The sequence below is a fragment of the Hymenobacter sp. BT188 genome (assembly GCF_014333585.1).
Lineage (GTDB): Bacteria > Bacteroidota > Bacteroidia > Cytophagales > Hymenobacteraceae > Hymenobacter.
Map to the genome: position 1 here is coordinate 566630 of NZ_JACSCW010000002.1, position 26070 is coordinate 592699.

19 protein-coding genes and 1 tRNA gene are annotated in these 26070 nt (G+C 54.7%); 10 read left to right on the forward strand and 10 right to left on the reverse strand.

The genetic code is table 11. The annotated features are described in order from the left end of the window. Window positions 1-62: 62 nt before the first annotated feature. Window positions 63-1058, reverse strand: coding sequence for a ComEA family DNA-binding protein (locus tag H8B13_RS21520; protein ID WP_187310000.1), 996 nt, complete (start codon window positions 1056-1058; stop codon window positions 63-65). Window positions 1059-1296: 238 nt separating this feature from the next. Here H8B13_RS21520 and H8B13_RS06560 point away from each other — a divergent pair, with 238 nt between their 5' ends. Further along, complete coding sequence (locus H8B13_RS06560; RefSeq protein ID WP_187310001.1) at window positions 1297-1905, forward strand: DinB family protein; 609 nt, start codon at window positions 1297-1299, stop codon at window positions 1903-1905. 3 nt (window positions 1906-1908) lie between these two features. Here H8B13_RS06560 and H8B13_RS06565 read toward each other — a convergent pair whose 3' ends face one another. Continuing rightward, window positions 1909-2670 (reverse strand): fatty acid desaturase, encoded by a 762-nt coding sequence (locus H8B13_RS06565; protein WP_187310002.1) that lies wholly within the window; start codon window positions 2668-2670, stop codon window positions 1909-1911. 394 nt (window positions 2671-3064) lie between these two features. On the opposite strand from H8B13_RS06565, the gene H8B13_RS06570 reads away from it, so the two are divergent. Beyond that, the gene (locus H8B13_RS06570; protein ID WP_187310003.1) at window positions 3065-9250 is read left to right on the forward strand and encodes an alpha-2-macroglobulin family protein; all 6186 of its coding nucleotides are present in this window, start codon (window positions 3065-3067) and stop codon (window positions 9248-9250) included. Window positions 9251-9401: 151 nt separating this feature from the next. Then, entirely contained in the window at window positions 9402-9797 is a 396-nt protein-coding gene (locus H8B13_RS06575; protein ID WP_187310004.1) for a hypothetical protein, read from the forward strand. Between the two features lie 90 nt (window positions 9798-9887). Here H8B13_RS06575 and H8B13_RS06580 read toward each other — a convergent pair whose 3' ends face one another. The 7 genes from H8B13_RS06580 to H8B13_RS06610 form a co-directional block, all read right to left on the reverse strand. Beyond that, window positions 9888-10217 carry a 2Fe-2S iron-sulfur cluster-binding protein gene (locus H8B13_RS06580; protein WP_084446342.1) on the reverse strand — a complete coding sequence of 110 codons (330 nt, stop codon included), beginning with the start codon at window positions 10215-10217 and terminating at the stop codon, window positions 9888-9890. A gap of 205 nt (window positions 10218-10422) precedes the next feature. Beyond that, on the reverse strand, window positions 10423-11439 hold the full coding sequence (locus tag H8B13_RS06585) for an NAD(P)/FAD-dependent oxidoreductase (RefSeq protein WP_187310005.1): 1017 nt from the start codon (window positions 11437-11439) through the stop codon (window positions 10423-10425). Between the two features lie 359 nt (window positions 11440-11798). Then, complete coding sequence (locus H8B13_RS06590) at window positions 11799-12431, reverse strand: sugar transferase (RefSeq protein ID WP_187310006.1); 633 nt, start codon at window positions 12429-12431, stop codon at window positions 11799-11801. A gap of 405 nt (window positions 12432-12836) precedes the next feature. Further along, window positions 12837-13106, reverse strand: coding sequence for a hypothetical protein (locus tag H8B13_RS06595; protein WP_187310007.1), 270 nt, complete (start codon window positions 13104-13106; stop codon window positions 12837-12839). Beyond that, window positions 13085-13909 carry an acyltransferase family protein gene (locus H8B13_RS06600; RefSeq protein ID WP_187310008.1) on the reverse strand — a complete coding sequence of 275 codons (825 nt, stop codon included), beginning with the start codon at window positions 13907-13909 and terminating at the stop codon, window positions 13085-13087. Before H8B13_RS06600 ends, H8B13_RS06595 begins: the two co-directional genes overlap by 22 nt. Before the next feature lie 888 nt (window positions 13910-14797). Then, a tRNA-Arg gene (locus tag H8B13_RS06605) sits at window positions 14798-14871 on the reverse strand. A 115-nt stretch (window positions 14872-14986) separates the two neighbouring features. Continuing rightward, window positions 14987-15706 carry a TVP38/TMEM64 family protein gene (locus H8B13_RS06610; RefSeq protein ID WP_261990254.1) on the reverse strand — a complete coding sequence of 240 codons (720 nt, stop codon included), beginning with the start codon at window positions 15704-15706 and terminating at the stop codon, window positions 14987-14989. A gap of 218 nt (window positions 15707-15924) precedes the next feature. On the opposite strand from H8B13_RS06610, the gene H8B13_RS06615 reads away from it, so the two are divergent. Beyond that, window positions 15925-17100, forward strand: coding sequence for a cystathionine gamma-synthase (locus H8B13_RS06615; RefSeq protein ID WP_187310009.1), 1176 nt, complete (start codon window positions 15925-15927; stop codon window positions 17098-17100). A 369-nt stretch (window positions 17101-17469) separates the two neighbouring features. Continuing rightward, a complete protein-coding gene (locus H8B13_RS06620) occupies window positions 17470-20292 on the forward strand; it encodes a TonB-dependent receptor (RefSeq protein ID WP_187310010.1) in 2823 nt (940 codons plus the stop codon). A 73-nt stretch (window positions 20293-20365) separates the two neighbouring features. On the opposite strand, the gene H8B13_RS06625 is transcribed toward H8B13_RS06620, so the two are convergent. Beyond that, window positions 20366-21364: a flagellar motor protein MotB gene (locus tag H8B13_RS06625; RefSeq protein WP_315985113.1), complete on the reverse strand. Its 999-nt coding sequence runs from the start codon at window positions 21362-21364 to the stop codon at window positions 20366-20368. A 173-nt stretch (window positions 21365-21537) separates the two neighbouring features. Between H8B13_RS06625 and H8B13_RS06630 the strand changes: the two genes are divergently transcribed. The 5 genes from H8B13_RS06630 to H8B13_RS06650 all read left to right on the forward strand — a co-directional run bounded on the left by H8B13_RS06630 (window position 21538) and on the right by H8B13_RS06650 (window position 26031). Next, entirely contained in the window at window positions 21538-22587 is a 1050-nt protein-coding gene (locus H8B13_RS06630; protein ID WP_187310011.1) for a class I fructose-bisphosphate aldolase, read from the forward strand. A 122-nt stretch (window positions 22588-22709) separates the two neighbouring features. After that, a complete protein-coding gene (gene accD / locus H8B13_RS06635) occupies window positions 22710-23618 on the forward strand; it encodes an acetyl-CoA carboxylase, carboxyltransferase subunit beta (RefSeq protein ID WP_187310012.1) in 909 nt (302 codons plus the stop codon). A gap of 212 nt (window positions 23619-23830) precedes the next feature. Next, window positions 23831-24574 carry an OmpA family protein gene (locus tag H8B13_RS06640; RefSeq protein ID WP_187310013.1) on the forward strand — a complete coding sequence of 248 codons (744 nt, stop codon included), beginning with the start codon at window positions 23831-23833 and terminating at the stop codon, window positions 24572-24574. 183 nt (window positions 24575-24757) lie between these two features. Next, window positions 24758-25060, forward strand: a complete 303-nt coding sequence (locus tag H8B13_RS06645) for a YMGG-like glycine zipper-containing protein (protein WP_261990255.1) — start codon at window positions 24758-24760, stop codon at window positions 25058-25060. 266 nt (window positions 25061-25326) lie between these two features. After that, window positions 25327-26031, forward strand: coding sequence for an OmpA family protein (locus H8B13_RS06650; RefSeq protein ID WP_187310014.1), 705 nt, complete (start codon window positions 25327-25329; stop codon window positions 26029-26031). Window positions 26032-26070: the final 39 nt, after the last annotated feature.

Sequence of the window (26070 nt, forward strand, 5' to 3'; positions counted from 1 at the left end):
AAGTAAAAAGCCCCCCAGCAACTTGCTATTGGTGCGGCGCAGCGAAATACGACCTGTAAAAGCTAGAACCGCAGGTAAGGCTGAAGCTTCTCAAAGGTCGCATCGTCGAGGATGCGGATTTTGCGCAGGTCGGTGGCTTGCTGGTAAGGGCCGTGCTGCTGCCGGTAGGCTACCAGCACTCGGCCCAAGCGCAAACCCACGTACGGATGGTCTTTCAGCTCAGCCAGCGTGGCGTTGTTTACGTCAATGGGAGTAGGAGTAAAGCTTGCCGCAACGAACGTGTATTTGCGCAGGCTATCCACTAGGTCGGGGGGCAAATTATAGATTTCGCCTATCTGCTCTTCCCGCGAAAAGCCCCCCAGCCGCGCCCGATAGGCCACCACCCGGCCCGACAGTCCCCGCCCGATACCCCGAATCTGCATGAGCTGGGTGGTATCAGCCGCATTCAGATCGAAGGGCGCCAGGTTAGTAGGCTTGCGTGGGAATTTGCTGGCCGGGAAGGGCGCCGACCGCTCTGGGTAGCGGCTTTTTGTGGTGGCATAAGCGGCGCGGGCAGGCAGCTCATCTGGCAGCTGCATGAAAGGCGCCAGACGAGCGTACACCGAATCTGCAAGGCCATACGTGCGGCGGATCTGCGCTTTGGCTTTGAAGCCCTGAATGACATCACGGTACTTCACCATGCGCTGGGCTACGTAGCGCGACACTCCGCGCGCCTCCCAATCTATCGCCGACAAAGCATTAGGATCGAAAGGGGAGAGGGCTACCTGCGCTACAGGCGGCTGGGGGGCTTTTCGGCGCGGATAGCGGCTGGCGTAGGTGCGCGGCTGACGGGCGGCGGCCAACTCGGCGGCTAGCGCGTCAAGCTGACGCTGGTCGGCTTTGGGGTCGTAGTGGGGAAGGGCCGGCTGAAGTAGCCGGGGCAATACCAGCCACAATATGAGCAGTAGCAATAGCACTACAAACCCGGACGTCTCGCGGCGCGAAAATCCAAAATACCGCCGTACCACGTCGCGCAGGGCTATATGCGAGGCTTTGCGGGGACGCTGATGCTTAAGCACGAAGAAGGTAAAATATAACTAAAAACTGATACTAGCTACTCACGTAAATCAAGTCTCGCATTTGCATAAATCAAGCCTCAAAGCAGTTGTAGCCCAATTAATTTCGGATCAGGCAAGCAAAAACAGCTGAATTGTCTATTAATTGAGACTTTGCTGCGCGGTCTAAAAATTGGCGAAAACCGCTGTAGCCCGTATCATTACATATTCGTTTTTCGTTCTGCTGCTCACACCTCCACCTATGCCTTCCGCCGTCGTTCGTACTCCTGAGTTTTTTGATCAGCTCGCCGCCTCTGTGCGTTCGGCGCGGGAGGTGGTGACGCAGCAGCTACGGCATCTGAGCGAAGACCAACTCAATCGGCGTCCTTCGCCGGATACCTGGAGTGTGGGGCAGTGTTTGGAGCATCTCACCATCGTGGGCGGCCATCATCTGCCGGCAGTAGTTCGCAAGGTTAAGGCTGCGAGCGAGCGGGGAACTAGGCCAGCTGAAACGGTAAAGTCCGGCTTTATTGGGGGGCGACTGGTGCAGTCCATGCGCACGCCGGTTAGCCAGAAAGCACTCAAAACGCCCCAGCGCTACGCACCTAGCGGCAGCCGCCTGCCGCGTACGGTAGTAGAAGTATTCGGTCGCCAACTCGACGAACTATTAAATCTTATTGATCAAGCGCGCACTATAAACGCCAACCGTGTGCGCATTCCCAACCCGCTGATTCCGCTGCTCCAACTGCGCCTCACCGATGAGTTTGCCTTCCTAGTAGCGCATATAGAACGGCATATGGCGCAGGTAGAGCGCGTATTGCAAGCTACCAAGCGTCCGCAGGACGAGGCAGAAGCCAAGCCAGCTGAGTAGCAATTAGTGATGATGGTCGTGCTCTGGTGGCGCTGGCAACTCCGCCGCCGCACGTGGTAATAGCGCCGTCGGTACACGCGGATAATGGTGGTGCACGTGGTGAAACGCGAATGAAGCCATCACTGGCGTCCATATTTGCGCTAAAGCTGCCGCGGCCCGCGCCGCCGGGTTTTGAGCAGCCAAATGGTGCGGAATATAGGAGGCCCAGATCGGCATGGTGGCGCTCATAAAGAAAGCCACACCCCAATACACCAGCCCGACCAAAGAACCGGCAAAAACATACAACCCCACAAAGAAGACTAGTAAAGCCACGGTATAGCCCGTCTCAAGTAGTTGCTTGCGGCGGGTGTGGGGGGCAATTTTCCACGACTCACGGCGCAGCGTCAGGATGTGGTAAGGTCCCTGCCACAGCATCCGCGAAAATCGCCAGTTGGCGGGCGCACCTTCAGGGTCGTCTTCCGTGAGACAACGGCCATGGTGGCGTAAGTGCGTTACCTGCATGGCGTGTCCGCTTTTCAGAATAAGCAACGCGCTAAGCACTAATATTCGCTCATTATCCTCTTTGGGTAAGCCCAGTGCATTATGCATGGCATCATGCATCTGCACAAAGGCCGCCAAGCACACGGCTACCGCTAGCGGCACCGCGGCCCACCACCAGCTAGCCAAAGCGGCGGCTATGTAGAGGGCAGCCAGCACCCACGGACAGGCTAATTCAATCCGGCGCTGCTGGGCGGTGAGCTGCAAATGAACGGTGACTTTCCTCATATTTATGATAGATAAGTAGAAGGAACTACAAGCAGCAGATTGAGCCTGCTACGATACTGTAACTGTACTTCATTCTCTCTTTTCTTCCCGGCGAGGCAAGGTATATGCCGGAATCTGTTCGGGGGGCTTTTTTAGTTGCCCGAACGAGGTAGCGACGCGTATTCGCTTCTCCCCGTTGAACGATGACTCCTTTACATCCTGTGCAAACAACGACCGCGACGATTAGACGCATATTCGCGTCTAATCGTCGTTTGAATGACGCAAGATCCTTTTCACGGTTAAACAGCTTGTAGACGCATTTTTAGCAAAAAAACAGGCGGCCGCTTATGGAATCTGTGCTGCTTGCGCATCTGGTTTTTACCAACTTACTCGTCGCTTTCTATTATTCTGCCCTATGCGTCTGATTAGCCTGTTTGTTCTGTTATTGCTCGCCATGTTTAGCCCTACTTCTATATCGGCGCCCGACCCTAAGAAGTGGCGGCAGATTGACGCTTTGCTGGCCAAAGACCAGACGGCGTCGGCGGCTAAGCTCATTGACGAGATATACCAGCAGGCGCGGCAGCGGCAGGACACGCCGGAGTACATAAGGGCAGTGCTCTATAAACTGCGCGTGCTGCAAGCCAAAGAGGAAGAAGCGGACGAAAAAGCCATTGCCCTAGTGGAGGCCGACCTGAAAACGGCCAGGTTTCCGGCTAGGCCTGTTCTGCATAGTCTGCTGGCTCAGCTTTACGCGACCTATTACGATGAGCACCGCTACCAGCTCTACGACCGCACCACCCAAGCCCCTTCCGACGCTGCCGCTGCCGATATTCGCACCTGGGATGCGGCCCGCCTGGGCAGCGCCGTGGTGCGCCACTACCGTGCTTCGCTCGCGGATGAGCCCCAGCGCCAGCAGCAACTAACCTTGAAGGAGCTAGGCTACACCGTGCGCCTGGGCGATGCGGAGGGCCAAACGCGCCGGCCCACGCTCTACGATTTGCTGGCGCACCGGGCCGTAGATGGCTTGGGAAACGATGAATTCTACGTTATGAAGCCGGCCCAGCAGTTCGAGCTTCAGGACAAAAACCTGTTCAGTCCCGCCGCCGAGTTCGTGCGCCTCAAGCTAACCGCGCCGGCCGTTGATTCCCTGAACGGCCAGTTTCATGCCCTCCAGGTATTGCAGGCGCTTACCGCGTTTCGACTGACGGACGCCAAAAATCCCACTGCCTTAGCCGATGTGGAATTGAAGCGCCTGCACTACGCACACGAGCATACGGAACTGGCCGACAACGATGAGCTATACCAAACTGCTCTGGCCCGCAGCGCGGAAACATTTAAAGCCCTGCCGATATCAACGGAGTTCTTGGTAGCGCAGGCCGAGAATGTTCTCAATGAAGACGAGCCGGCTCAGGCGCGAGCGTTGACTTTAGAGGCCGAAAAACGCTTTCCGAAGTCGCGTGGGGGGCAAAATGCGCTGGCGTTGCGTCGGCGTATTGAAGCAGTGGAGGTTAAATCCACCACAGAAGAAGTGCTGCTGCCGAATCAGCCGTGGCTGCTGAAGCTGGAGGTGCGCAATGCCGCTATGCTTTACGCGAAGGCGTATCGGGTGAGCAGCGCCTTAGCCATTCGCCAGCAGGAGCATCCCGAAGTATATCAAAATCAACTATTTCAGAAAACATATGCCCGCGCGCTGGCCGCTGCCCCTGCTGCCGCCTGGACACTTAACGTACCGGGTCCGGCTGATTATGAAAGCCACTCGGTACAATACGCCGGCCCGGCGCTGCCGCTGGGTCAGTACTTAATTGTGGTGAGTACGGCGGCCGAAAACCCGACACAAAAGCGGGCCGGCGTGACGACTGTATTTGCGGAGCTTAGCGTGAGTGAGCTAAGCCAGATCCGGCGGAGCGCGAGCACCCAAGAGGGGCCGGAACTGCTGGTAATGCACCGCCAAAGCGGTCAGCCGCTGGCTGGGGTGCAGGTGCTGCCCTTCTTCCGGTATTACGACCAACCGAGCCGGGAATACAAGACCCGTCGGGGTGCGGTGCTCACGACTACGGCCGAAGGTCTGACTCAGGTGCCGATCGGTACGACGACTGGGCAGAATACTCAACTCGGCGCCCTACTGCTCACCAAAGGCCGCGACTCCCTGCTGGTACGGGAAGGCAACAACTACTTCCCGCGCCGCAGCCGCGATTCGCAGCCCGAACAGCCCCAGCGCCGCACGTTTCTCTACACCGACCGCGCGATTTACCGCCCCGGCCAAACGCTGTATTTCAAAGGGATTTTGACCGAAAGCACGGCCGGCAAATCCCGCTTGTTAACCAAGCAGGCCGTATCGGTGCGGCTCCAGGATGTGAATGGGCAAACCGTGCAAACACTGCCGTTCACTACTTCAACGTTCGGTTCTTTCCACGGCTCCATCGTGCTGCCCACGGGCTTGTTGAATGGGGAAATGAGTCTGCAAACCGACCATGGCAGCGTCAGCTTCGCGGTGGAAGACTACAAGCGGCCCACGTTTCAGGTCACGTTTGAGCCGGTGCAGGGCACGCCAGTGCTGGGGCAGGAGGTAACAATGCGCGGCAAAGCCACCGCCTACGCCGGCCAGCCGATTGACGGCGCCGCGGTAAGCTACCGCGTCGTGCGCCGCACGCTGTGGCACATGTTTAGCCGAGGCTTCGGTGGTGGTCGGCCCGAAGTGGAAATCCTGAGCGGTACAGTTCAAACTGACTCGGTAGGGGGCTTTTCGGTGAAATTCACTGCGAAAGGGGAGGATGCCAGCCAGCAAAAGCGCGGTCCCTGGGAGCCCAGCTACGTGTTCGAAGTAACCGCCGACGTCACCGACGCGGCTGGCGAAACCCGTACCGGCCAGGAGCAGGTAAGTATCGGGAAGGAAGCCCTCACCTTGCGCCTGGAACTGCCGGAGCTGCTGAACCGCGAGAAAATGCCCCCCATCCGCCTGTTCAGCACCAACGCCACGGGCGAAGCTCAGCCAGCTCGCGGTATGTTGCGCCTCTACCGTCTCACGCCCCCGGCCCGCGCTCTGCGCCCCAGACTATGGGAGCGACCCGAGCGCGAAGCCCTGAGCCCGGAAGAGTTTAAGCGCCTGTTTCCGCTGGATGCCTACGCTCAGGAAGACAACGACAGCACCTGGGCCCGCACGCTGGTGCTCACCCAAGAATTTGATACCGAAAAATCGCCGCTCCTGCCGCTACTGGCCGCGCCGCTAGCTCAGCAGCCTACGGGTCGCTACGTGCTGGAAGCCACAGCGGCGCCAGTTGCCAATAGTCAGCCCGCCAAAACTGAGCAGCGGTTTACTCTATATGTGCCCTCGGCCAAGACGCTCCCCATCCCCACGCCCGATTGGTTTATCGCGCTTCAGGACAGCGTAGCGCCTGGCCAGACTGCCCGTTTTCTGGTAGGCAGCTCGGAAGCTGGTGCGCGCGTGTTGCTGGAAGCGGAGGCGAAAGGTGAAACGCTGCGCCGCGAATGGCTCACGCTGGCGGCGGGCGAGCAGCGGCTCGTAGAAATTCCGGTGCCGGCCAGCCTCGGCGAAACGCAGCTCTACGTGCATACCACACAAGTGCGCGACAATCGCCTCTACACCCACACGGCCTCGATACAGGTAGCCACGCCACCCGCCCCGCTGGTGCTCAGCATCGCCACCTTCCGCGACAAGCTCCAGCCCGGCCAGCGCGAAACCTGGCGCATCACTGTTCAGCAAGCGAATGGCAAACCCGCTGACGCCGAACTGCTCGCCACGCTCTACGACCAGTCGCTGGACGCATTTCGCCCGCATAGCTTCACGGATCTGGATTTCCCTAAGCCTTATTATCCGGCTGTGCTAGCGTGGCAAGGCCGATTCCATACACAGGAATCGGAAGGGCTAATGAACCAGACAGTGTATGGGCCGAACGTGCGGGACATTGTTTATCCGCATATTAATCTGTGGGGTTCGGCAGAAGAGAATGCGGACAAGGTTTATATGATGGTCGAAAGTGTGAAAGGAAACACCGATATGGCTGCCGATGAAATAGTAGTTGCTCAGCGAAGCAGCTCTAACATGGCAAAAATGCGAATGCCGCTACCACCACCGCCACCTAGTGCTCCACCCGCGCCTGGAATGTCAGATGAAATTCCAGACCAAGAAGAGTTGCGCGATAAACCTCGCGAGGTAGATTTCTCCACCATTCAAGCCCGCAAAGACTTCCGCGAAACGGCCTTCTGGCTGCCCGACCTCCGCACCAATGCCCTGGGCGAAACCGTGCTGGAATTTCAGATGCCCGAAGCCGTGACGCGCTGGCAACTGCTGGCCCTGGCCCACGACCAGCAGCTCCACTCCGGCCTACTGCGCCGGGAATTGGTGACGCAAAAGCAGCTTCAGGTAACGCCCAATGCCCCGCGCTTCTTCCGCGAAGGTGACCAGTTGCGCCTCACTACCAAGCTCAGCAATCTCACCGACCAGCCCATGCAAGGCACGGCCCAGCTGTTCCTGCTTGATGCTCGCACCCAGCAACCGCTGGAAGGTATTGTTCTCAAAAGCGCTGCAAACCTCAAATTCGATTTGAAGGCCAACCAAAGCAGTGCCCTGGCCTGGGACCTAGCTATTCCGGAAACCGCCGAAGGCCGAGTGCCGCTCGAAGCCATTACCTACCGGGTTGTGGCTCAAACCAATGCGCCGAAGCAGACCAGGCGCAAAGCCAAAAAAGCCCCCCAGGCCACGTATTCCGATGGCGAAGAGAATACGCTGCCCGTGCTGCCGAACCGTCTGCTCGTGACGGAAAGTCTGCCGCTGCCCATTGTGGGGCCGGCCACGCGGGAATTTGAGCTGAAGAAGCTAACCAGCACTACCTCGCCCACGCGCCGCAACTATTCGCTCACGCTGGAAATGACCCAGAATCCGGCGTGGTACGCGGGGCAGGCGCTGCCCTACCTGATGGAGTACCCGTATGAGTGCTCGGAGCAGATATTTAGTCGGCTGTACGCCAATCTGCTGGCAGCCAAGATTCTGCAAAGCAACCCGCGCTTCAGAACAATGCTGGAAGAGTGGAAGCGCGCTGCCCAAGCCGGCGACAAAGCAGCGCTCACCAGTAAGCTGGAGCAAAACCAGGAGCTGAAGAATTTGCTGTTACAGGAAACGCCTTGGGTGCGCGACGCCCAGTCGGAGACGGAGCGGATGCGCCGCCTCACGGAGCTGTTTGACGAGCCGCGCCTGAAAGCGGAAACCACCCGCGCCCTCGCCAAGCTGGCCCAGATGCAAAAGCCCAATGGCGCCTTCCCCTGGTTTGAGAAGATGCACGACGACCGCTACATCACCCAGCTCATCGTGGCTGGGTTTGGCAAGCTGACCAAGCTAGGCGCTTTCGATGCCAGCCAAAACGCGACTGGGGGGCAAATTTTGCGCAACGCCTTGGGCTACCTTGATGAGCAACTGATGCGCGACTACGACAACCTGCGCAAGCAACCCAAAGTCGATCTGAAGCAAAACCACCTCGCTGACCTGCACATTCAGGCCCTGTACGCCCGCAGCTTCTGGCCAAGCCAAGCCGTTGCCAAACCCGCGCAGCCAGCTTACGACTATTACCAGCAGCAAGCCGCCACCTATTGGCCCGCCCAGACGCGCTACCTGCAAGCCCTCACCGCCCTGGCCCTGCATCGCGGCAAAACGGCTCCCACCGCCGTGCGCAATATCCTGCAAGCCCTCACCGAAAACGCCCTGCACTCCCCGGAACTGGGTATGTACTGGAAGGAAGTGCGCGGTGGCTACTACTGGCGCGAGGCGTCCACCGAAACTCAGGCAACCTTAATAGAGGCTTTCGATGAAGTGCAGAACGACCAGAAATCGGTGGATGAAATGAAGCTCTGGCTGCTCAAGCAGAAGCAAACCCAGAACTGGGAAAGCACCCGCGCCACCGCCGACGCCTGCTACGCCCTGCTTCTACGCGGCTCCGACTGGTTGCAACCCACTCAGCCCATTCAGGTAACAGTAGGCGGCGCGCCCATCCAGCCCACCGCCCAGCAGGCCGGCACCGGTTACTTCAAAACCACCTTTCCGAATACCAGCATTAAGCCAGGTCAAGGGAAAGTAACCGTAAAAAAGACGGATGCGGGCGTGGCCTGGGGGGCACTTTACTGGCAGTACTTCGAGCAGTTGGATAAAATAACGCCCGCTGCTACGCCGTTGCAGCTAGAGCGTCAGCTGTTTCGGGAGCAGCGCACCGCTGGCGGCCCCAAGCTGGAACCACTGACGGCCGCGGCGCCGTTGCGAGTTGGGGAGGTGCTGGTAGTACGCTTGACGCTGCGCACCGATCGCAACCTGGAATACGTGCATTTGAAGGATCAGCGAGCCGCCGGTTTGGAGCTAATCAGCCAGGTATCGGGCTACCGCTATCAGGGCGGGTTGGGATATTACGAGAGCCCGCGTGATGCGGCAACCAACTTTTTTATAGGGCAATTACCCAAAGGAACGCACGTGTTTGAGTACCGATTAAGGGCGGCCCAAATCGGCGATTTTTCGGGCGGACTAAGCCAGATTCAGTGCCTCTACGCTCCTGAATTTACAAGCCATTCATCGGGTAAAAGACTACAGATTGGGAGCAACTAAGCTCTTTAGTTAGCCAAGTTTTTTTACCCTCAAAAACGGGCTCGACAGTACTGAAAGGCCGTTTACAGTGAGTTAAAGCATATGCAGTCTTGTCTGGGCACTATTTAGGCTCTACTTTTGCGTTCTCTTAGCCCTTTTTAAAGCTATGCTGATGCGTAAAATATATGTGCTTGCCGGCCTGCTTTTGTGCGGTGCGCCGGTACTTGCCCAAGGCAAGAAAACAACCCAACTTCCGAAGTCTTCAGGTCACTTTACAGTACCCGTTACGCCGGCTTTGCCCGGTGAGGAAAAGCTCTCCGCCCGAGAGCGCGTCGAGCGGGATCTGCTGATGCCTGTGCGTCGTAAACAAGCTGCCCTTACCTTGCAGGAAGCCAAACAAGCGTCCGCCGACATTACCGCTCAAGGTGTAGCAGCGGCCGAAGCCAACGCCGCTGAGGAAACCAAAAAAGCCCCCCAGCCCACCGCCGCCGAGCCTCACGTTATCTTCTCCACTGCCGACCGCAAGCCCGAGCCAGCTACCAAGAAATCATCCCGCCGTCGTCGCTAGCTATCGCTATAAACTGATCATAAAAAAGCCCCCCAGAATAGTTTTGGGGGGCTTTTTTATGATTGCTCGGTAAATGTAGCGAAGCAGTCCTTAAATAATGGGCATCAAACGTACTACCAAGCCATCGAGGCGGGGCGTAATGCGAATTTGACAGGAAAGGCGACTGCCGGGACTGAGTACGGGCAGTGTTTCGAGCATGTACATCTCTTCGTCGCCGGGCTCATCAAGGGCAGGGCCGGCAAGTACTTCCACGTGGCAGGTAGCGCATAAGGCCATGCCGCCGCAGGTAGCCTGAATATCGTAGCCGCTGGCCTTGAGTACTTCCATCAGGCTGAGGCTCATATCGGTAGGCGCCTCTATTTCGCGCCGCTGGCCGGGCGCTTCCTCCACGTACACTCGAACTTCGGTAGCGTCAGTCATTTAGTTGGTAGTCCTTGGTTGTTGGTAATCAGTAGTCGCAGTACCAAACTTATTAATTAAAATCGGTGCCCTACTAAAAATTGTTGTCATCCTGACAAAGGAAGGACCTTCTCACAATAGAACAACAAGCGTACAAACGACTCGTTTTCACGTGAGAAGGTCCTCCCTTTGGTACCCCAGAGTAGGGATGACAATCAATCCAACCTTACATAGTTGGCACCCCGTTCACAGTCGTGTACTTAAGCACGTACTTCTTATCCGGGAACATGTACTTGTAAGCGCCCTGAGCCATGAGTGCGGCCTCGTGGAAACCGCACAGAATCAGCTTCAGCTTGCCCGGATACGTGTTAATGTCGCCGATGGCGTATACACCCGGCACGGAGGTCGAGTAGTCTAGCGTGTCTACCTGCACCGCGTCATTGTCTAGGCCTAGATTCCACTCACCAATAGGGCCAAGCTTCGGCGTAAGGCCAAACAGCGGAATAAATGCATCCACGGGCAGGCTGTCGGTAGTGCCATCGTTGGCGGTAATGGTCACGGCCTCCAGGTTATCAATGCCGTGCACATGCGTCACATTAGACGACAGCACGAGGCGGGCCCGACCAGCTTCGTGCAGGTTCTTCACCTTCTCCGCCGAGTCAGCCGCGCCGCGGAATGTGGTGCCGCGGTGCACGAGCGTTACTTCTTTGGCAATATCAGCCAGGAAAATAGTCCAGTCGAGGGCCGAGTCGCCGCCACCGGCAATCACGATGCGCTTATCGCGGAAGGTTTCGGGGTCGCGCACCATATAGTACACGCCACGTCCCTGCTCAAAACGCTCCAGCTCGTCGATGGCGGGCTTGCGGGGCTCAAACGAACCCAGACCACCGGCAATAGCTACGGCCTTGCACAGCACCTCAGTCCCATCGGTGGTAAACAGCTGAAAGGAGCCGTCCTCGAGTTTCGCGAAACGCTCTACCCGCTCGCCCAGCGTGAAAGTAGGGTGGAAAGGCTCAATCTGGCGCATCAGGTTGCGCACCAGGTCGCCGGCCAGCACCTCCGGGAAGCCCGGAATGTCGTAAATAGGCTTCTTGGGATAAATCTCGGTCAATTGACCTCCAACGGCGGGCAGCGCGTCCACCACGTGGCAGCGCAACTTCAACAACCCAGCCTCAAACACCGCAAACAGCCCCACCGGGCCAGCTCCGATTATACAGATATCGGTCGAAATAGTATTCAGCATGCAATCAAGAATCAGCGAAAAACAAACAAACGGCATGTAGCCGCTTGAATAACAAATAAAACCTCAGAATCGTTGGGCCCGCTTTCACGAATGATGCGCGGTTGCTACATATGGGCGTTGCGGGTGCAAAGATAAGTTCAGCGGGCCGCGTTTTCTGCTTTACACTTAAAAAGTGATAGATGTTTGAGATGATGGATGTTCTCTAATCTTACTGAGAAAACCACTACAGCATGTTAAGAGAGGAAAAGATCAAATCAAAAAATGCCCGCACTTTCAAGTGCGGGCATTTTAGGCGTAAGTGCTAAAACCCGTCTAAGCTTAGGTTGCGCTCTCGCATATAGAGCTACTTAAATAGCTTATTAAAATGCGTTCTCACTACCAATGAGAGCTTGATAGATGGTTAGCGAGACAATTTGAATGTCTAGGAATAAAGACCAGTTCTGGATGTACCACAGATCGGCCTCCACTCGGTTAGCCATAGCTTGTACTTCTTTGGTCTCACCCCTATATCCTTTCACCTGAGCCCAACCAGTAATGCCAGGCGTCACAGTATGTCGCACCATAAAGTGTTCGATCACTTGTGCGTAATTATCCGTGTGCAACAGCATGTGGGGCCGGGGGCCGACCACGGACATGTCTCCGCGCAAGACGTTGATAAACTGAGGCAACTCATCGATACTAGTCTTCCGGATAAAAGCGCCGATACGCGTAATGCGGCTATCGCCCCGGCTAGCCTGGCGCGAGTCGGCATCATTGCTCAGGCGCATAGAGCGAAGCTTTAGGCAGTAGAAGGGTTTGCCATTTTTGCCCGTGCGCAACTGCTTGAAAAAGACGGGTCCGCGGCTCTCGAGCTTAATTAAAAGAGCTAGTAATGGAATTATCCAGCTAAGGACAAAGGCGGTAACAACTAAGGCAAAGAGGAAATCGAAGATACGTTTTTCGGGCGTATCAACTCTGCTTTCAACTTGAGTGGAGATGTAGCTGTATGCCATTATGCGTACTTTACGTTCTAATATTTATTAGAATAGTGTAAATGTACAGCGGTCGTAAAATCTTCGCTTGAATTCTATCTGAATGAAAGCTTTTGCTATCTGAATGGAGAGATTTTCTATCTAAATGGAATAGGCAAGTACCTAATGATGGGTTTCGTAAAGAGCTATCAGCGGGTTTAGAGTACGATATTGAAAACAGCTGTCTTGACTTGAGAAAGTGAGGCGGTACTATTGAACAAAAGCACCAAGCGTGGTGCATCTGCCAAAGAGTTGAATTGCTATTCAAGGTATAGCTCTAGACTTGTTGCATACCAAGGCAATAAAAAAGCCCCCCAGCAACATGTTGAGGAGCTTTTTCGTGGTCGTGTAAGGTGTACGGCCCCCAGCCCTTCACTTATCCGCGGATTAAAGCCAGCGGTTGCGCACCCGCATGACGGGAACCTCGAAGTAATAGTGCACAAGTGCCGACAGCGCCCACGAGAAGAGCCAGACCAAACCAAACAACACCAGCGACGGTAACGGGACAGCTAGGCCCAGTGGGTCGACCAGGGTCTGCATGACCAGCGTGCGATGCACCAAGTACAGCGCATACGAAATCAGGCTGATGTGAGTAAGGCTCCTGTAAACCAGCCCACGTCCGGTTTTCCATTGGCTTAAGTACGGCAGCAGCAGCAAGGTGCCCGCCGAAGTGAGGCTGAACGAAAAGACGTAGGCGAACAAGCCATCCGGGGGGAGAGGCAGGCGGGTGAGCACCAACAAGGCCAATCCGACACCCAACAGAACTGTTTTGTGTTGTGCCCACCGCACTGGGTGGTAATGGGCCACGTACGCGCCCACCACGCCCCGTACACGAGGCTGTCAAGCCGGGTGATGACGATTTTGCGAAACTGGTTGTCCCAGTCGTACGTGGCCGGCGACGGAATGTGCAGGTACTTGTAGTAACGGTAGGCGGTCACCAGCACCAGGACGACGAGCGAGGCCACCAGCACCGCTTTGCCTACCCCTTGCCGTCCCACCTTGACCAGCAAAAAAATGGCCAGCGGTATTAGCAAGTAAAACCATTCTTCGACGCTCAAAGACCACGCCTCGGCAAAGAACGGGGGGTGCGGGTTGCGAAAGTTTTGCAAAAACACCCAATACTTGGCAATGGCCGGCCACTCCACTTCGAACGGGCGCAACACCATGAGCACGGCCAGCACCAAAAAATAGGGGGGAAGCGTCCGCATCCAGCGCCGGCCCCAAAAAATCAACAGCACCCGGGGACGCAGGTCGCCGCCCTCCAAGGCTTTAATTAAAATGCCCCCTATCAGCAAGCCTGATAAGACAAAGAACATGGTCACGCCGTCAAAAATGAGCCAGCCCAAAAGACCGGCTGCCTGGCTGGGTAAGTAACTGAGCGAGTGGCCCAATACAACCATTAGCACTGCCGTAGCGCGCAGTACATCAAAGCCGTAAATCCGAGTTGAGTTAGAAGTCATTTAGTGGTGCAAGTAGACACAAATCTACTGGTATCGTAGAAAGCGCTCCTTTCGGCAAACCACCAGCTGTGGCCCACTACCAAGTGCCCGCCAAGCCTTGCTTGACCGACTAATGGCCGCAAGGGCTAGTGAGTAGGTCGCCCTCTAATAATTTCGTTGCTTTATAAAAAGCTCCGCGTCCTCTGATAGGGAAGGCGGGGCTTTGCCTATACAAATCCGATAATGCCATTTCTCCAAATTACTCAACCAGGGACTTTCCTATCCCCAGAATATGAGGATAGGGATTTGAAGCTCAGCTTAATGCTAACAGTATTAAGAAACCCAAACCGATACAATCAGACACCGGACAGAACAGGACACCCCAACACCTCATTCTTAGTGGTCGCTTGCACATTGTTATACCTGCGAAGGTGGTATTATAACCTTCTGTACTGTACTGGACGCTGCTTGCCAGCCCGATCAATTGCACGGGCTATTCCACAGCACTGACACTGTTTTATATCGCTGTAAAATAGTGTTTCCATCGACTTCCCCCAGTGATGCCAGCCCAGCGAACATAGTATTTTTCCCATAAGATCGTAGTCGCAAAATATAGGCCAGAGAAGGGTCGCTAGGGACGGTTGCTACCAGCCGTAAAGCCCGACGAAAAGGGAAGTTAACAGGGCCACGAAAACGAAAAAGCCCCACGCCCTCCATTGAGGAACGCGGGGCTTTTACCGCTAGGCAGAGCTGGCAACTACAACCTTAAGGGCTATAACAAAGATAAGCCACCAACCGGAAAACTTCAGCCATGATGCTCACTACTGAGTAGAAAAGTGTAGCTGTGTACCCCTACGCGTACCCTTGAGAAACAAAAAAGCCCTTTACGATATCGTAAAGGGCTTTTCGTGGTCGTGTAAGGAGTCGAACCTTAAACCTCCTGATTCGTAGTCAGGTGCTCTATCCAGTTGAGCTACACAACCATTATCCCGCTTGGGGAGCGCAAAGATAATCGCTAAAATTTCAGACGTCCAAGCCGAGGGACATTTTTAGCGTAAAATTTTGCCGAAAAACGCGCAAATGGCTGAGAGTCAGATTTTATTTTTCAATGGTTTTTTCGGGGCGGCGGTTCAGGGCCCGCTTCAAAGCGCGGTTGAAGAGGTAATAAAGCCCAAAAACGGATACTATGATCAGCCCAATTACCAACAGCTTGCCCGCCGTACCAGTGTCGGGGTCGCTGACGAGGCTGATAACATCCTGCGCTTTGGTGCCCAGCCAATAGAAAAATAGGCTACGCGGCAGCATTCCGACCACTGAGGCCAGCAGGAACTTACGCCGGTCGATGCGCATCACCGCCAGCACGAAGGTCATGAGGGCGAATGGAAGTACCGGCGAGATGCGGGTAAGGATGATGAGCTGCCAGCTTTCGGTTTTCAGCTCCCGCATCACGGCGTCGGCCTTCGGGAAGTGGCGCAGGAAGCTGAGCATGCGGCCGTGGTCGAGAGAGGTTGCTATCTGGTAGCCTACCAATGAGGCCAGCGCATACGCTACCACCATACCTGGCAATCCAGCCCAACTAAAATAGAACCCCGTTACCAGGGCCACAAACGTGGTGGGCGTGAAGGCAAAGGCCATTGTGAAGGCGATGACCACAAAATAAAGAGCAGTCTGGACAGGTGTGAGCTGGAGCAGCAGGTCCTGATTGCGATAGAGCAGGAAAGTGAGCGAAGAGCTACCCAGCACCGGCAGGGCCACCAGCAAAAACATGGAGACTAGCGTAGACGCGTTTTTTTGAAAAAGCTCTTTAAGTACAGACATAGGCAGCAAAAAATCGGGCCGACTGTGCGCAGCCGGCCCGAAGGTAGAACGTAAACTGCTCAGCAAAGGCTACGCGCTGGTGTAGGCAAAAGAAGGCGTTAGTAGTAGAAGCTATTGAGAGGTGCTTGTTTACCAAAAAATAAATGCGCGCGACATTCTACCTTTGACCTCTCTTGTCCCACCCCGTATACTCTACTCTTTTCGCTCTCGCTTCTATTATGAAATTCGGCACTAAGACTATCCACGCTGGCGTACACCCCGATCCTGAAACTGGGGCCATCATGACGCCTATCTACCAGACTTCCACGTATGTGCAGCGCTCACCCGGTGACCACCGCGGCTATGAGTACTCGCGTACGCACAATCCTACCCGTACCCAGCTCCAAGACTCACTAGCCGCTCTCGAGAATGGTAAGCATGGCTTGGCATTCGCCTCCGGCATGGCTGCGACGGACGCCATTGTGAAATTGCTTCAGCCTGGCGATGAGGTGATTTCTACGAACGACCTCTACGGTGGCAGCTACCGCATTTTCACCAAAGTATTTGCCCCCCTCGGTATCAAATTTCATTTCGTGCCCATGCACGATATGACCGCCGTACGTGAAAAAGTAACCGAGCGCACCAAGCTGATATGGGTGGAAACTCCAACTAATCCGCTGCTGAACGTGATTGACATTGAAGCCGCCGCCACCGTCGCTAAAGAAGCCGGCGCCTTACTGGTAGTGGACAACACGTTTGCTACGCCTTACCTGCAAACGCCGCTTGACTTAGGCGCCGATATGGTCGTGCATTCCCTCACCAAGTACATGGGTGGCCACTCCGATGTGGTAATGGGCGCAATCATCGTGAAAGATGACGAACTCCACGAGCGCCTGCGCTTCCTGCAAAATGCTTGCGGCGGCACACCAGGCCCCCAAGATTGCTTTTTAGTACTGCGCGGCATCAAAACGCTGCACCTTCGCATGCAGCGTCATTGCGAAAACGGCCGCGCCATTGCGGAATTTTTGAAATCTCATCCGAAAGTGGAGAAGGTATACTGGCCTGGCTTTGCCGAACATCCTAACCACGATATAGCGGCCAAACAGATGAACGACTTCGGCGGCATGATCAGCTTCGTGCTTCAGGGCGACCGCAAGGAGGATGCTATAGCCGTGCTGGAAAAGCTAGAACTCTTCGCTCTGGCCGAGAGTTTGGGGGGCGTAGAAAGCCTTTGCGGCCACCCAGCCACCATGACCCACGCCAGCATTCCAGCCGAGGAGCGTCGCAAAGCCGGCTTGTCAGACTCGCTTATCCGTCTCAGCGTAGGTATTGAAGACGTAGAGGATCTAATTGATGATCTGCGACAGGCTATTGGCCAGGAAGTGACAGAGGAGCTTGCAGTAGCTGGTAGATAATAGAGCAAATAGCCATAAAAAGCCTCCCAGATAAAATCTGGGGGGCTTTTTATGTTTAGAATTGGCTTATTTTGAAATATATAGAAATAAATCATTTATACTAGAGCTAGAATTCTACTCTCTAGGTCGCTTACGCAGTTTCGTTTCGAAATAATGCTCTCTTTTTCACCAATAACTTATGCTTTGCCCACCCCCGTGGCCGACACGCATTGTTGTTGCTGATTCTATTATAAGCTGACGCTTTTACTTTCTTTTTGAACACTAGGCACGCAGTGCAAGCGGGCTTAAGCCGCTTGTGAGACTGCGGAAAAACCACCGTTGTGGTTATTAGTCAAGTCTGCTCTACGTCTTTCCAAACCCTTCTTTTGTATGAAAAAACTACTACTCTTTCTGCTGTTCGTGCTAGTATTAGCGCCGGCATGGGCTCAGAATATCGCCGTAACCGGCCGCGTGCTGGGTGGCAACGGTTCAGCCCAGCCGGGCGTGACCGTTCTGCAAAAAGGCACCACCAATGGCACCAGCACCGATAACGACGGCAGCTACCGTATTCAAGTACCTTCCGATGCTGTCCTCGTTTTCTCAGCTATCGGCTCGGCTACCCAGCAAATCAACGTGAACGGCCGTACCAGCATTGATGTACGCATGCAGGATGCTACAACTGACCTTAACGAGGTGGTAGTAACTGGTTCGCGCGCCACGGAAGGCCGCTCCAATATCCTGACTACAGCCCCTGTTGATGTCATTTCGGCCCGCGAAATCAAGGCGTTTGCCCAAACGGAGATTTCACAAGTACTCACTTACGCGGCGCCTTCGTTTCAGTCCTCACGCCAAGCTATTTCCGATGGCACCGACCACGTGGATCCGGCTAGCTTGCGCGGCCTCGGCCCCGACCAAGTGCTGGTGTTGGTAAACGGCAAGCGTCGGCATACCTCGGCTCTAGTAAACATCAATGGTACCGTGGGCCGCGGATCGGTTGGTACCGACTTGAACGTGATTCCTCTGGCTTCTATCAAGCGCGTGGAGGTGCTCCGGGAGGGCGCAGCGGCCCAATATGGCTCCGACGCTATCGCGGGCGTGATCAATATTCAGCTAAAAGATGATACGACTGGTGTATCAGCCAGTGCTACTGGCGGCCAGCACTATGAGGGCGACGGCGATGTGTTTCAGGCCGACGCCAATGTGGGTATTGGCTTGGGCGGACGGGGTTTCGTAGATGTTAGCGGACAGTTTCTAAACCGAGGCTACACCAACCGCACTTTCGAAGATACTGCTCCACTTATGTACTTAGGGGGCAATGGCGGTAATTACCCCGGCGGAACAGCGGCCGATACGGAGCAAGAGCGTCGTGATCTGAAAGCGCAGGATGATGCCATAGTCGCAGAGAGGGGGTTTAACCGCAAAAACATGCGCGTAGGTAACTCCGAGGCGCGTAACTATGGTGGCTTCGTAAACGCGGCATATCGTCTCGGTGGAACCTTAGAAGCCTACGTGGCGGGCGGCGTTACGCACCGGACAGGTAAGGCAGCTGGTTTCTACCGTTTGCCCAATCAACTTACTCAGAGCGACTTGACCATTTTCCCCGATGGGTTCCTGCCCTTCATCAACACCACTATCAACGACCAGTCGGCTATTGTGGGGCTACGGGCTACCATAGGGGGCTTTGCAGCCGACTTGAGCAATACCTACGGCCGCAATGAGCTACGCTTCGATATCTCGAACACCGTAAACGCCTCGCTGCCTCAAGGGCCCGGTATTCGTAATCAAACGGAGTTCTATGCTGGCAAGCTGAACTTCAGCCAGAACACCACCAACCTAGGTTTTTCGCGCAAATTCAATGGAATAGGGCCATTGGCGACACTGAACGTGGCTTTTGGTGGCGAGTTTCGGGTTGATCAGTTCGAGATTAATGCTGGTGAACTTAACTCCTATACCAACGGGGGGCGCTTAATTGGTACAACGCCTACAGCCTCAGGCTCGCAGGTGTTTCCAGGCTATCAGCCAACAGATGAAGTAGATAAGTCACGCAACAACGTGGCGGGCTACGTCGATTTAGAAAGCGACATCACCGAAGATCTGTTGGTGCGCCTTGCTGGCCGGGCCGAAAACTACAGCGACTTTGGCTCCAACGTAAGTGGTCAGATAGCTGCGCGCTACAGCTTCCTCGAAGGCTTAGCGCTGCGGGGCTCGTTTGGTAATGGTTTCCGGGCGCCGTCGCTTCAGCAGCGCTACTTCACCAATACCAGCACGCAGTTTGTGAGCGGTCTGCCCAACCAAGTACTGACCGTAAACAACGACAATCCCATCGTGCGCAACAGCTTCGACGATCCTACTCAAAAAGGATTTGGGGTAGAGGCCCTGAAGCAGGAGAAATCGGTGAACTATAGCTTGGGTGTGACTGCGCGCGTAGCCCAAACCATTACCCTGACCGTGGACGCTTACCAGATTGACATTGACGACCGGATTGTATTGTCGTCGCAGTTTGTACGCGCCAATCCCACGGTAAACACCATTCTGGGGACGCAGCCCGTAAGCCGGGTGCAGTTTTTTGCGAATGCCATTGATACGCGTACACGTGGCATCGACATCGTAGCCAACGAGCGACTGACCTTGGGCGAGAAAAGCCGCTTGGGCATTACCATAGCGGCCAACTTCACAGAGACAAAAGTGCGCGGCTTTAACAGCTCGTCTTCTACCATCAACAACGACCAAACGGCTGGTACGACCAACCTGCAAAACACGCTCTTTGATCGGCAGCAGCGGACTCGCCTCGAGTCGGGCCAACCTCAAAGCAAGATTAACCTATCTGCGAACTATGGCTATGGTATCTTCGGAATCGAGGCTCGGGTGGTGCGCTTTGGCGAGATAAAGTTTGCCGATGCTGACCCTGCCCGCGCTGAGCTCGTCGATCAGACCTTCTCGGCCAAGTGGATTACGGACCTGACGTTAACCGCCCAAGTACTCCCACAAGTTGGTATTTCGCTGGGTGCCAACAACTTGTTCGACGTGTACCCCGACAAGTTTCGCCTTCACCCGCGCAACAACCCCAACAACTTCTCAGTTGACCCAACTACCAGCTTCAGCTCCGGCCTTGACAATACGAACCGCAACCGCTTCGTGTACAATGCTGGCCAATTTGGCTTCAACGGTGGTTACTACTTTGTGCGCCTCAACGTGACACTGCCTACTAAATAGGCATCTCCTCTAATTCGTAGATAATAAAAAAGCCCCCCAGAATGTTTCTGGGGGGCTTTTTTGTGTACTTGTGCTACTTAGTTGGCTGGGGGGCGCTGGTATTAGAATCCAGAATCTGAAATAGCTCGTCCAACTTCGGCGTGAGGATAATCTCTGTGCGGCGGTTCTTTTGGCGGGCAACGGGAGTCTTCGCTACATCTACGGGCACATACTTGGAGCGGCCCGACGCCGTCACGCGCTCCGGCGTAACTCCATTAGTGGTCAGCAGGCGGGCAATTTCAGTGGCGCGCAGCACGCTTAGGTCCCAGTTGTCTTGCATACCGGCAGTGCCTCGGCTGATTGGCACATCATCGGTGTGACCTTCCACTACTACGTTCACGTCGCGCTGCTCCTGCAATACGGCTGCTAGTTTCTTGAGCGCATCCTGTCCTTTAGGATCCACTTTGGTAGAGCCTGATTTGAATAATAGCTGTTCGGAGAGCGACACGTAGACTTTGCCATCCTTCAGCTGCACTTGTAGGTCGCTGTCGTTGAAGCTGAGTAGGGCTTTGCTCACCTTGGCGCGCAGGTCATTTACGGCCTTGTCTTTCTCGGCTAAGGCTTGCTGCAACTCAGCTAGCCGAGCTTCGCGGGTTTTCAGATCGGCGGTCAGCTTATCGATTTCTGTCTGGCTTTTGCCTAGCTCAGCCTCGCGGCGGGCCAGGTCCTGAGCTACTTTGCTATAGTCGGCCGATTTGTCGGCTAAGGCGCGGTCAGTGTTTTTGAGCAGCTTTTCAAAGCTGCTGTTTAGCTCGCCATATAAGTTTTGAGTTTTGCGCAGCACGTTGCCCGTCTGGGTCGAGTCAGCTACTAGGCGCTTATTGTCGAGGCGAAGCTGGGCAAGCTCGTCGCTGGCTTTTTTTAATTCGGCCACGGCTTGGCGCTGCTGGCGCTCCAAGTCGGCTTTAGCTTGTTCGGTGGCCGTTTGGCGGGCACGCAGGTCATCATATTTTTTGGAGGCAACGCAGCCGGGCAGCAGCGTAGCGGCCGTCAGGCACAGCGTCCCGAGAAAGAGCGTAGAAGTTTTTTTCACAATAGAACGGTACTTAACAAAGGGCTGGGGGGCAAATTTAGCTGAGTGCAACACCCCGCGGCAAGGTAGCCATGCCTAGCCCCAACTTCCAACCATTCATCCTTCTGAAGAGATTTTCGACCTATATTTGCCCCCCATAGTTTCCCGCTCCCGTCTCACCTAAGAAACCGCGCATGGCCTCTTATTCTGATCACAGCGCCGACACGCAGGCGTTGCTTCAGCACGAGTGCAAGACGATTGACAAAGGCTTGCTGCACCAGCCCGGACCCGATTTTCTGGACCGTTGCTTTGTGCCTTCCAATCGGACGCCGCAGGTGCTTCGCTCGCTGGGTCAACTCTATAATCATGGGCGGCTGAGTGGAACGGGTTATATGTCAATTTTGCCTGTCGATCAGGGAATTGAACACACGGCCGGTGCCTCTTTTGGCCCGAACCCCATGTATTTCGACCCCGAAAACATTATCAAACTGGCTGTGGAAGGCGGGTGCAATGCGGTGGCTACTACCTTCGGCACCTTCGGAACAGTAGCCCGCAAGTACGCTCACAAAATTCCTTTTCTGGTTAAAATAAACCACAACGAGCTCCTAACGTACCCCAATAAGTTCGACCAGATTATGTTCGGGTCGGTAGAAGAAGCCTGGAACCTAGGTGCTACGGCCGTGGGAGCAACGATTTACTTTGGCTCGGAAGAGTCGAATCGGCAGATTATTGAGGTGAGCCAAGCGTTTGAGCGGGCGCATGAGCTGGGTATGGCCACGGTGCTCTGGTGCTATACCCGCAACAACGCCTTCAAAACCGCTGACAAAGATTACCACGTGGCTACTGACCTGACTGGGCAGGCCAACCATTTGGGCGTCACGATTCAGGCGGATATCATCAAGCAGAAGCTACCCGAAAACAACGGCGGCTTCCGCGACCTGAAGTTTGGCAAAACACACAAGGCCATGTACGAGAGCCTATCGTCGGATAACCCGATTAACCTGACTCGCTACCAAGTGGCCAACTGCTACATGGGCCGCATCGGCTTGATTAACTCTGGCGGTGAAAGCCTCGGTGCCGGCGACTTGGAGCAGGCCGTTAAAACGGCTATTGTGAATAAGCGCGCTGGTGGCCAAGGACTTATTTCGGGTCGTAAGGCTTTCCAGCGGCCGTTCGCCGAAGGTGTACAATTGCTCAACGCCATTCAGGATGTGTATCTGGATAGCGAGGTGACAATTGCTTAATAATTTCATGATGAAGGAAAATGAATGAATGAGGAAACCGCTTTTGAACGTTCTTTTTGTTTAAACTCGGCCCCATTTTCTGATTTCCCCTTCTTCACTCCTCATTCCTCATTGTAGAAAGTATGTCTTGGTTTAAGCGCGTAGAGAAAGGCATCGTCACCCCGACGGAGCATAAGAAGGAGACTCCGGACGGCTTGTGGTACAAGTGCCAGGAGTGTAAAACCGTGTCGCCCATGGTGGAGCACAAACGCTTGCAGTACACCTGCCCCAAGTGCAACCACCACGCCCGCATCGATTCGGCCGAGTATTTTGAGGTGTTGTTCGATGGCAATCAGTTTACGGAGCTGGATGCCGAACTATCTTCTGCTGATCCGCTACATTTTGTGGACACCAAAGGCTATCCGCAGCGCATCGTGGCTACCCAGAACCAAACCGGGCTGCGCGACGCCGTACGTACGGCGCACGGCCAGCTTAATGGTCTTGATCTGGTGGTGGCCTGTATGGATTTCAAGTTTATTGGGGGCTCAATGGGCTCGGTGGTAGGGGAGAAGATTGCCCGCGCCATCGACTACGCCCGCCAGAACCGCGTGCCTTTCCTGATGATTTCAAAATCGGGTGGGGCACGGATGATGGAGGCGGGCTATTCTTTGATGCAGATGGCCAAAACCTCCGCCAAGCTTGCCATGCTTTCCGAGGCAGGCATACCGTACATTTCCTTGCTTACTGATCCCACCACGGGTGGCGTTACGGCTTCCTACGCCATGCTCGGCGACTTCAATATCTCGGAACCAGGCGCGTTGATCGGCTTTGCTGGCCCCCGCGTTATCAAGGAAACTATCGGTAAAGACCTGCCCAAGGACTTCCAAAGTGCTGAGTTTGTGCTGGAGCACGGCTTCCTCGACTTTATCGTGGACCGCAAGAATCTCAAAGCCCAGCTCACCGACCTGCTAACAATGCTGCGACCTGCGCCCGAAGTATTAGTAGAGGCGCTGCCCTTGCAGCGCAGCCTACGGACGGCTGGCACTGCCTGAAGCTCAGCTTACTAACAGAGAAAAAGCCCCCCAGATGCATGCCAACGCTGTCTGGGGGGCTTTTTTGCTGCCAGAATTGCGCATTTGTTTTCAGCAAGGTTTTTGATAGGGCTAACAATATATTCAACGAACTTTTTCGGTCTAAATGCAGTAAGCAGCACTGAAATCACCCGTTACACGTTTAATTTCTGTTTCACTAAGTACACTCTCTCATGAAATCTTCTAACTCAATTCTTTCTCTTTTCCTGGCCTTTACCCTGTTCTTAGGCTCTTGCGCCACGTCGCAGCAGGGGACCGCTACTGGCCCCGATACGTCGGGTAATGGCACAGGCCCACGCAAAACCGGCACTAGCCGTACGGTGAAGGGTGGTGCTATTGGTGCCGGTGCTGGTGCCGTAACGGGTGCTGTACTTGGTCGTGTGATTGGTGGTAAGTCGGGCACGGCAGCGGGCGCTATCATTGGTGCCGCAGTAGGTGGTACGGGCGGCGCACTTATCGGCCGTCGTATGGACAAGCAAGCTGAGGAATTGCAGCGTGATATGCAGAACGCCAAAGTAGAGCGCGTAGGCGAAGGCATCAAAATTACCTTCGACTCCGGTATTCTCTTCGATACGAACGCTGCCACGCTACGTCCGGCTTCGATGACTGAAATTGATAAAATGGCTGCTACGCTTCAGAAGTACCCCGACACCAATATCCTGGTGGAAGGCCACACGGATGCTAGCGGTTCAGATGCTATCAATCAGCCGCTTTCGGAGCGTCGTGCGCAGGCTGTAGCCAATTATACTACTTCTAAAGGTGTAGATGCTTCGCGCATTCAGACTAAAGGATACGGCTCATCGCAGCCTATAGCTGATAACACTACTGAGGCTGGTAAGCAGGCTAACCGTCGGGTAGAAATTGCCATCTATGCCAACGAAAAAATGAAGAAGGCCGCTGAGGAAGGCCGCTTGTAAGCAGTACGTTTTGACTAAAATATTTAAAAAGACCGTCCATATGGACGGTCTTTTTTTGTGTTGTGAGTAAGCTGAACTATAGCTGATGCTGTCGTAGCAAAATTAGGTCAACCTAAATACCCTGCTTATCGTTTACCGGTCAGATTATCACCGGTTTAATCGTGTCACCTAACGAGAAAAATCATGAAAAATATTCGTTTGTATTTTGCTGTGGCTGCGGCCATGCTGTTTTTGGGAAGTAATACTGCTGTAGCTCAGAGCGATACCAAGACCGAGAAGAAAGGCTGGAGCCGCAAAGGCAAAGGTGCTGCTATCGGGGCTGGGACTGGCGCCGCGGCAGGTGCCATTATTGCTGGTAAAGGCGACCGTGGTAAAGGCGCTGTTATTGGGGCTGGCGCTGGTGCCGTAAGTGGCGCCTTGATTGGCAAGAGGCGCGACAAGAAAAAAGACCCGGTTCGGCACCGGGAGTATACCAAGAAAGACTAGCGACAACCAAACAATGAGTTGTTGCAGTAAAAGGCTGCCCTTTGTAGGGGCAGCCTTTTTAGCTTCTTACAAAATTAACTCAACTATATTCGCTTCAGAAAAAGCCCTTTACGAGTGTGTAAGGGTATTTTTTTGTGGGTGAATAGGATAGGAGCAGGAGTTTGGCAAGGTGGTTGCCTTTCGATTAGTTATGGAAGGCAATTTATTCCAAACCCTTAACCAGCCTTTCACCAACGAATACCAAAACAAACCCCTCACATTACATCATGAAAACTTCCCGTTCGTACATCGCCTTTATCCTAGCCCTGTTGCTGCTAGGGGGCAATTTCGCCCAAGCACAGACTACGACTACCAAGAAGCCAATGAGCAAAACCGCTAAAGGCGGTTTGATTGGGGCTGGCGCTGGTGCCGTAGCTGGCGGCGTACTGGGCCGCGTGCTTGGTGGCAAAAACAGCACCGCTGGTGGTGCTATTATTGGTGCTGCCGTGGGTGGTGCTGGTGGTGCCCTCATTGGCCGCCGCATGGACAAGCAAGCTGCTGAGTTGAAGCGCGAAATGGCTGGTGCTAAAGTAGAGCGCGTAGGCGAAGGCATCAAAATCACGTTTGATTCCGGTATCCTGTTCGCCAAGAACTCGTCTAACCTGACTTCCACCGCTCAGAGCAACATTGCTGAGCTGGCTGCTACACTGAAAAAGTACGGCGACACCAATGTACTGATTGAAGGCCACACCGACACCAGCGGCAACGACGCCATCAACGACCCTTTGTCGCAGCGCCGGGCCCAGGCTGTAGCTAACTATGCCCAGAGCCAAGGCGTAGACGCTTCGCGCTTCCAGACCCAGGGTTACGGTTCGCGTCAGCCTATCGCTGACAACTCGACTGAGGCTGGCCGCACGGCTAACCGCCGCGTAGAGGTAGCCATTTATGCCAACGAAAAGCTGAAAAAGGCTGCTGAGCGCGGCACTATCTAAGCTTGGTTTATACCTTAAAAAAGCCCCCCAGAAATATTC

Coding starts and splice junctions, on each gene's coding strand:
- H8B13_RS06650 (WP_187310014.1), top strand. CDS start 25,327: ATGAAAACTTCCCGTTCGTACATCGCCTTTATCCTAGCCCTGTTGCTG.
- H8B13_RS06620 (WP_187310010.1), top strand. CDS start 17,470: ATGAAAAAACTACTACTCTTTCTGCTGTTCGTGCTAGTATTAGCGCCG.
- H8B13_RS06590 (WP_187310006.1), bottom strand. CDS start 12,431: ATGGCATACAGCTACATCTCCACTCAAGTTGAAAGCAGAGTTGATACG.
- H8B13_RS06615 (WP_187310009.1), top strand. CDS start 15,925: ATGAAATTCGGCACTAAGACTATCCACGCTGGCGTACACCCCGATCCT.
- H8B13_RS06640 (WP_187310013.1), top strand. CDS start 23,831: ATGAAATCTTCTAACTCAATTCTTTCTCTTTTCCTGGCCTTTACCCTG.
- H8B13_RS06570 (WP_187310003.1), top strand. CDS start 3,065: ATGCGTCTGATTAGCCTGTTTGTTCTGTTATTGCTCGCCATGTTTAGC.
- H8B13_RS06560 (WP_187310001.1), top strand. CDS start 1,297: ATGCCTTCCGCCGTCGTTCGTACTCCTGAGTTTTTTGATCAGCTCGCC.
- H8B13_RS06585 (WP_187310005.1), bottom strand. CDS start 11,439: ATGCTGAATACTATTTCGACCGATATCTGTATAATCGGAGCTGGCCCG.
- H8B13_RS06630 (WP_187310011.1), top strand. CDS start 21,538: ATGGCCTCTTATTCTGATCACAGCGCCGACACGCAGGCGTTGCTTCAG.
- H8B13_RS06600 (WP_187310008.1), bottom strand. CDS start 13,909: ATGACTTCTAACTCAACTCGGATTTACGGCTTTGATGTACTGCGCGCT.
- accD (WP_187310012.1), top strand. CDS start 22,710: ATGTCTTGGTTTAAGCGCGTAGAGAAAGGCATCGTCACCCCGACGGAG.
- H8B13_RS06610 (WP_261990254.1), bottom strand. CDS start 15,706: ATGTCTGTACTTAAAGAGCTTTTTCAAAAAAACGCGTCTACGCTAGTC.
- H8B13_RS06565 (WP_187310002.1), bottom strand. CDS start 2,670: ATGAGGAAAGTCACCGTTCATTTGCAGCTCACCGCCCAGCAGCGCCGG.
- H8B13_RS06645 (WP_261990255.1), top strand. CDS start 24,758: ATGAAAAATATTCGTTTGTATTTTGCTGTGGCTGCGGCCATGCTGTTT.
- H8B13_RS06575 (WP_187310004.1), top strand. CDS start 9,402: ATGCGTAAAATATATGTGCTTGCCGGCCTGCTTTTGTGCGGTGCGCCG.
- H8B13_RS06580 (WP_084446342.1), bottom strand. CDS start 10,217: ATGACTGACGCTACCGAAGTTCGAGTGTACGTGGAGGAAGCGCCCGGC.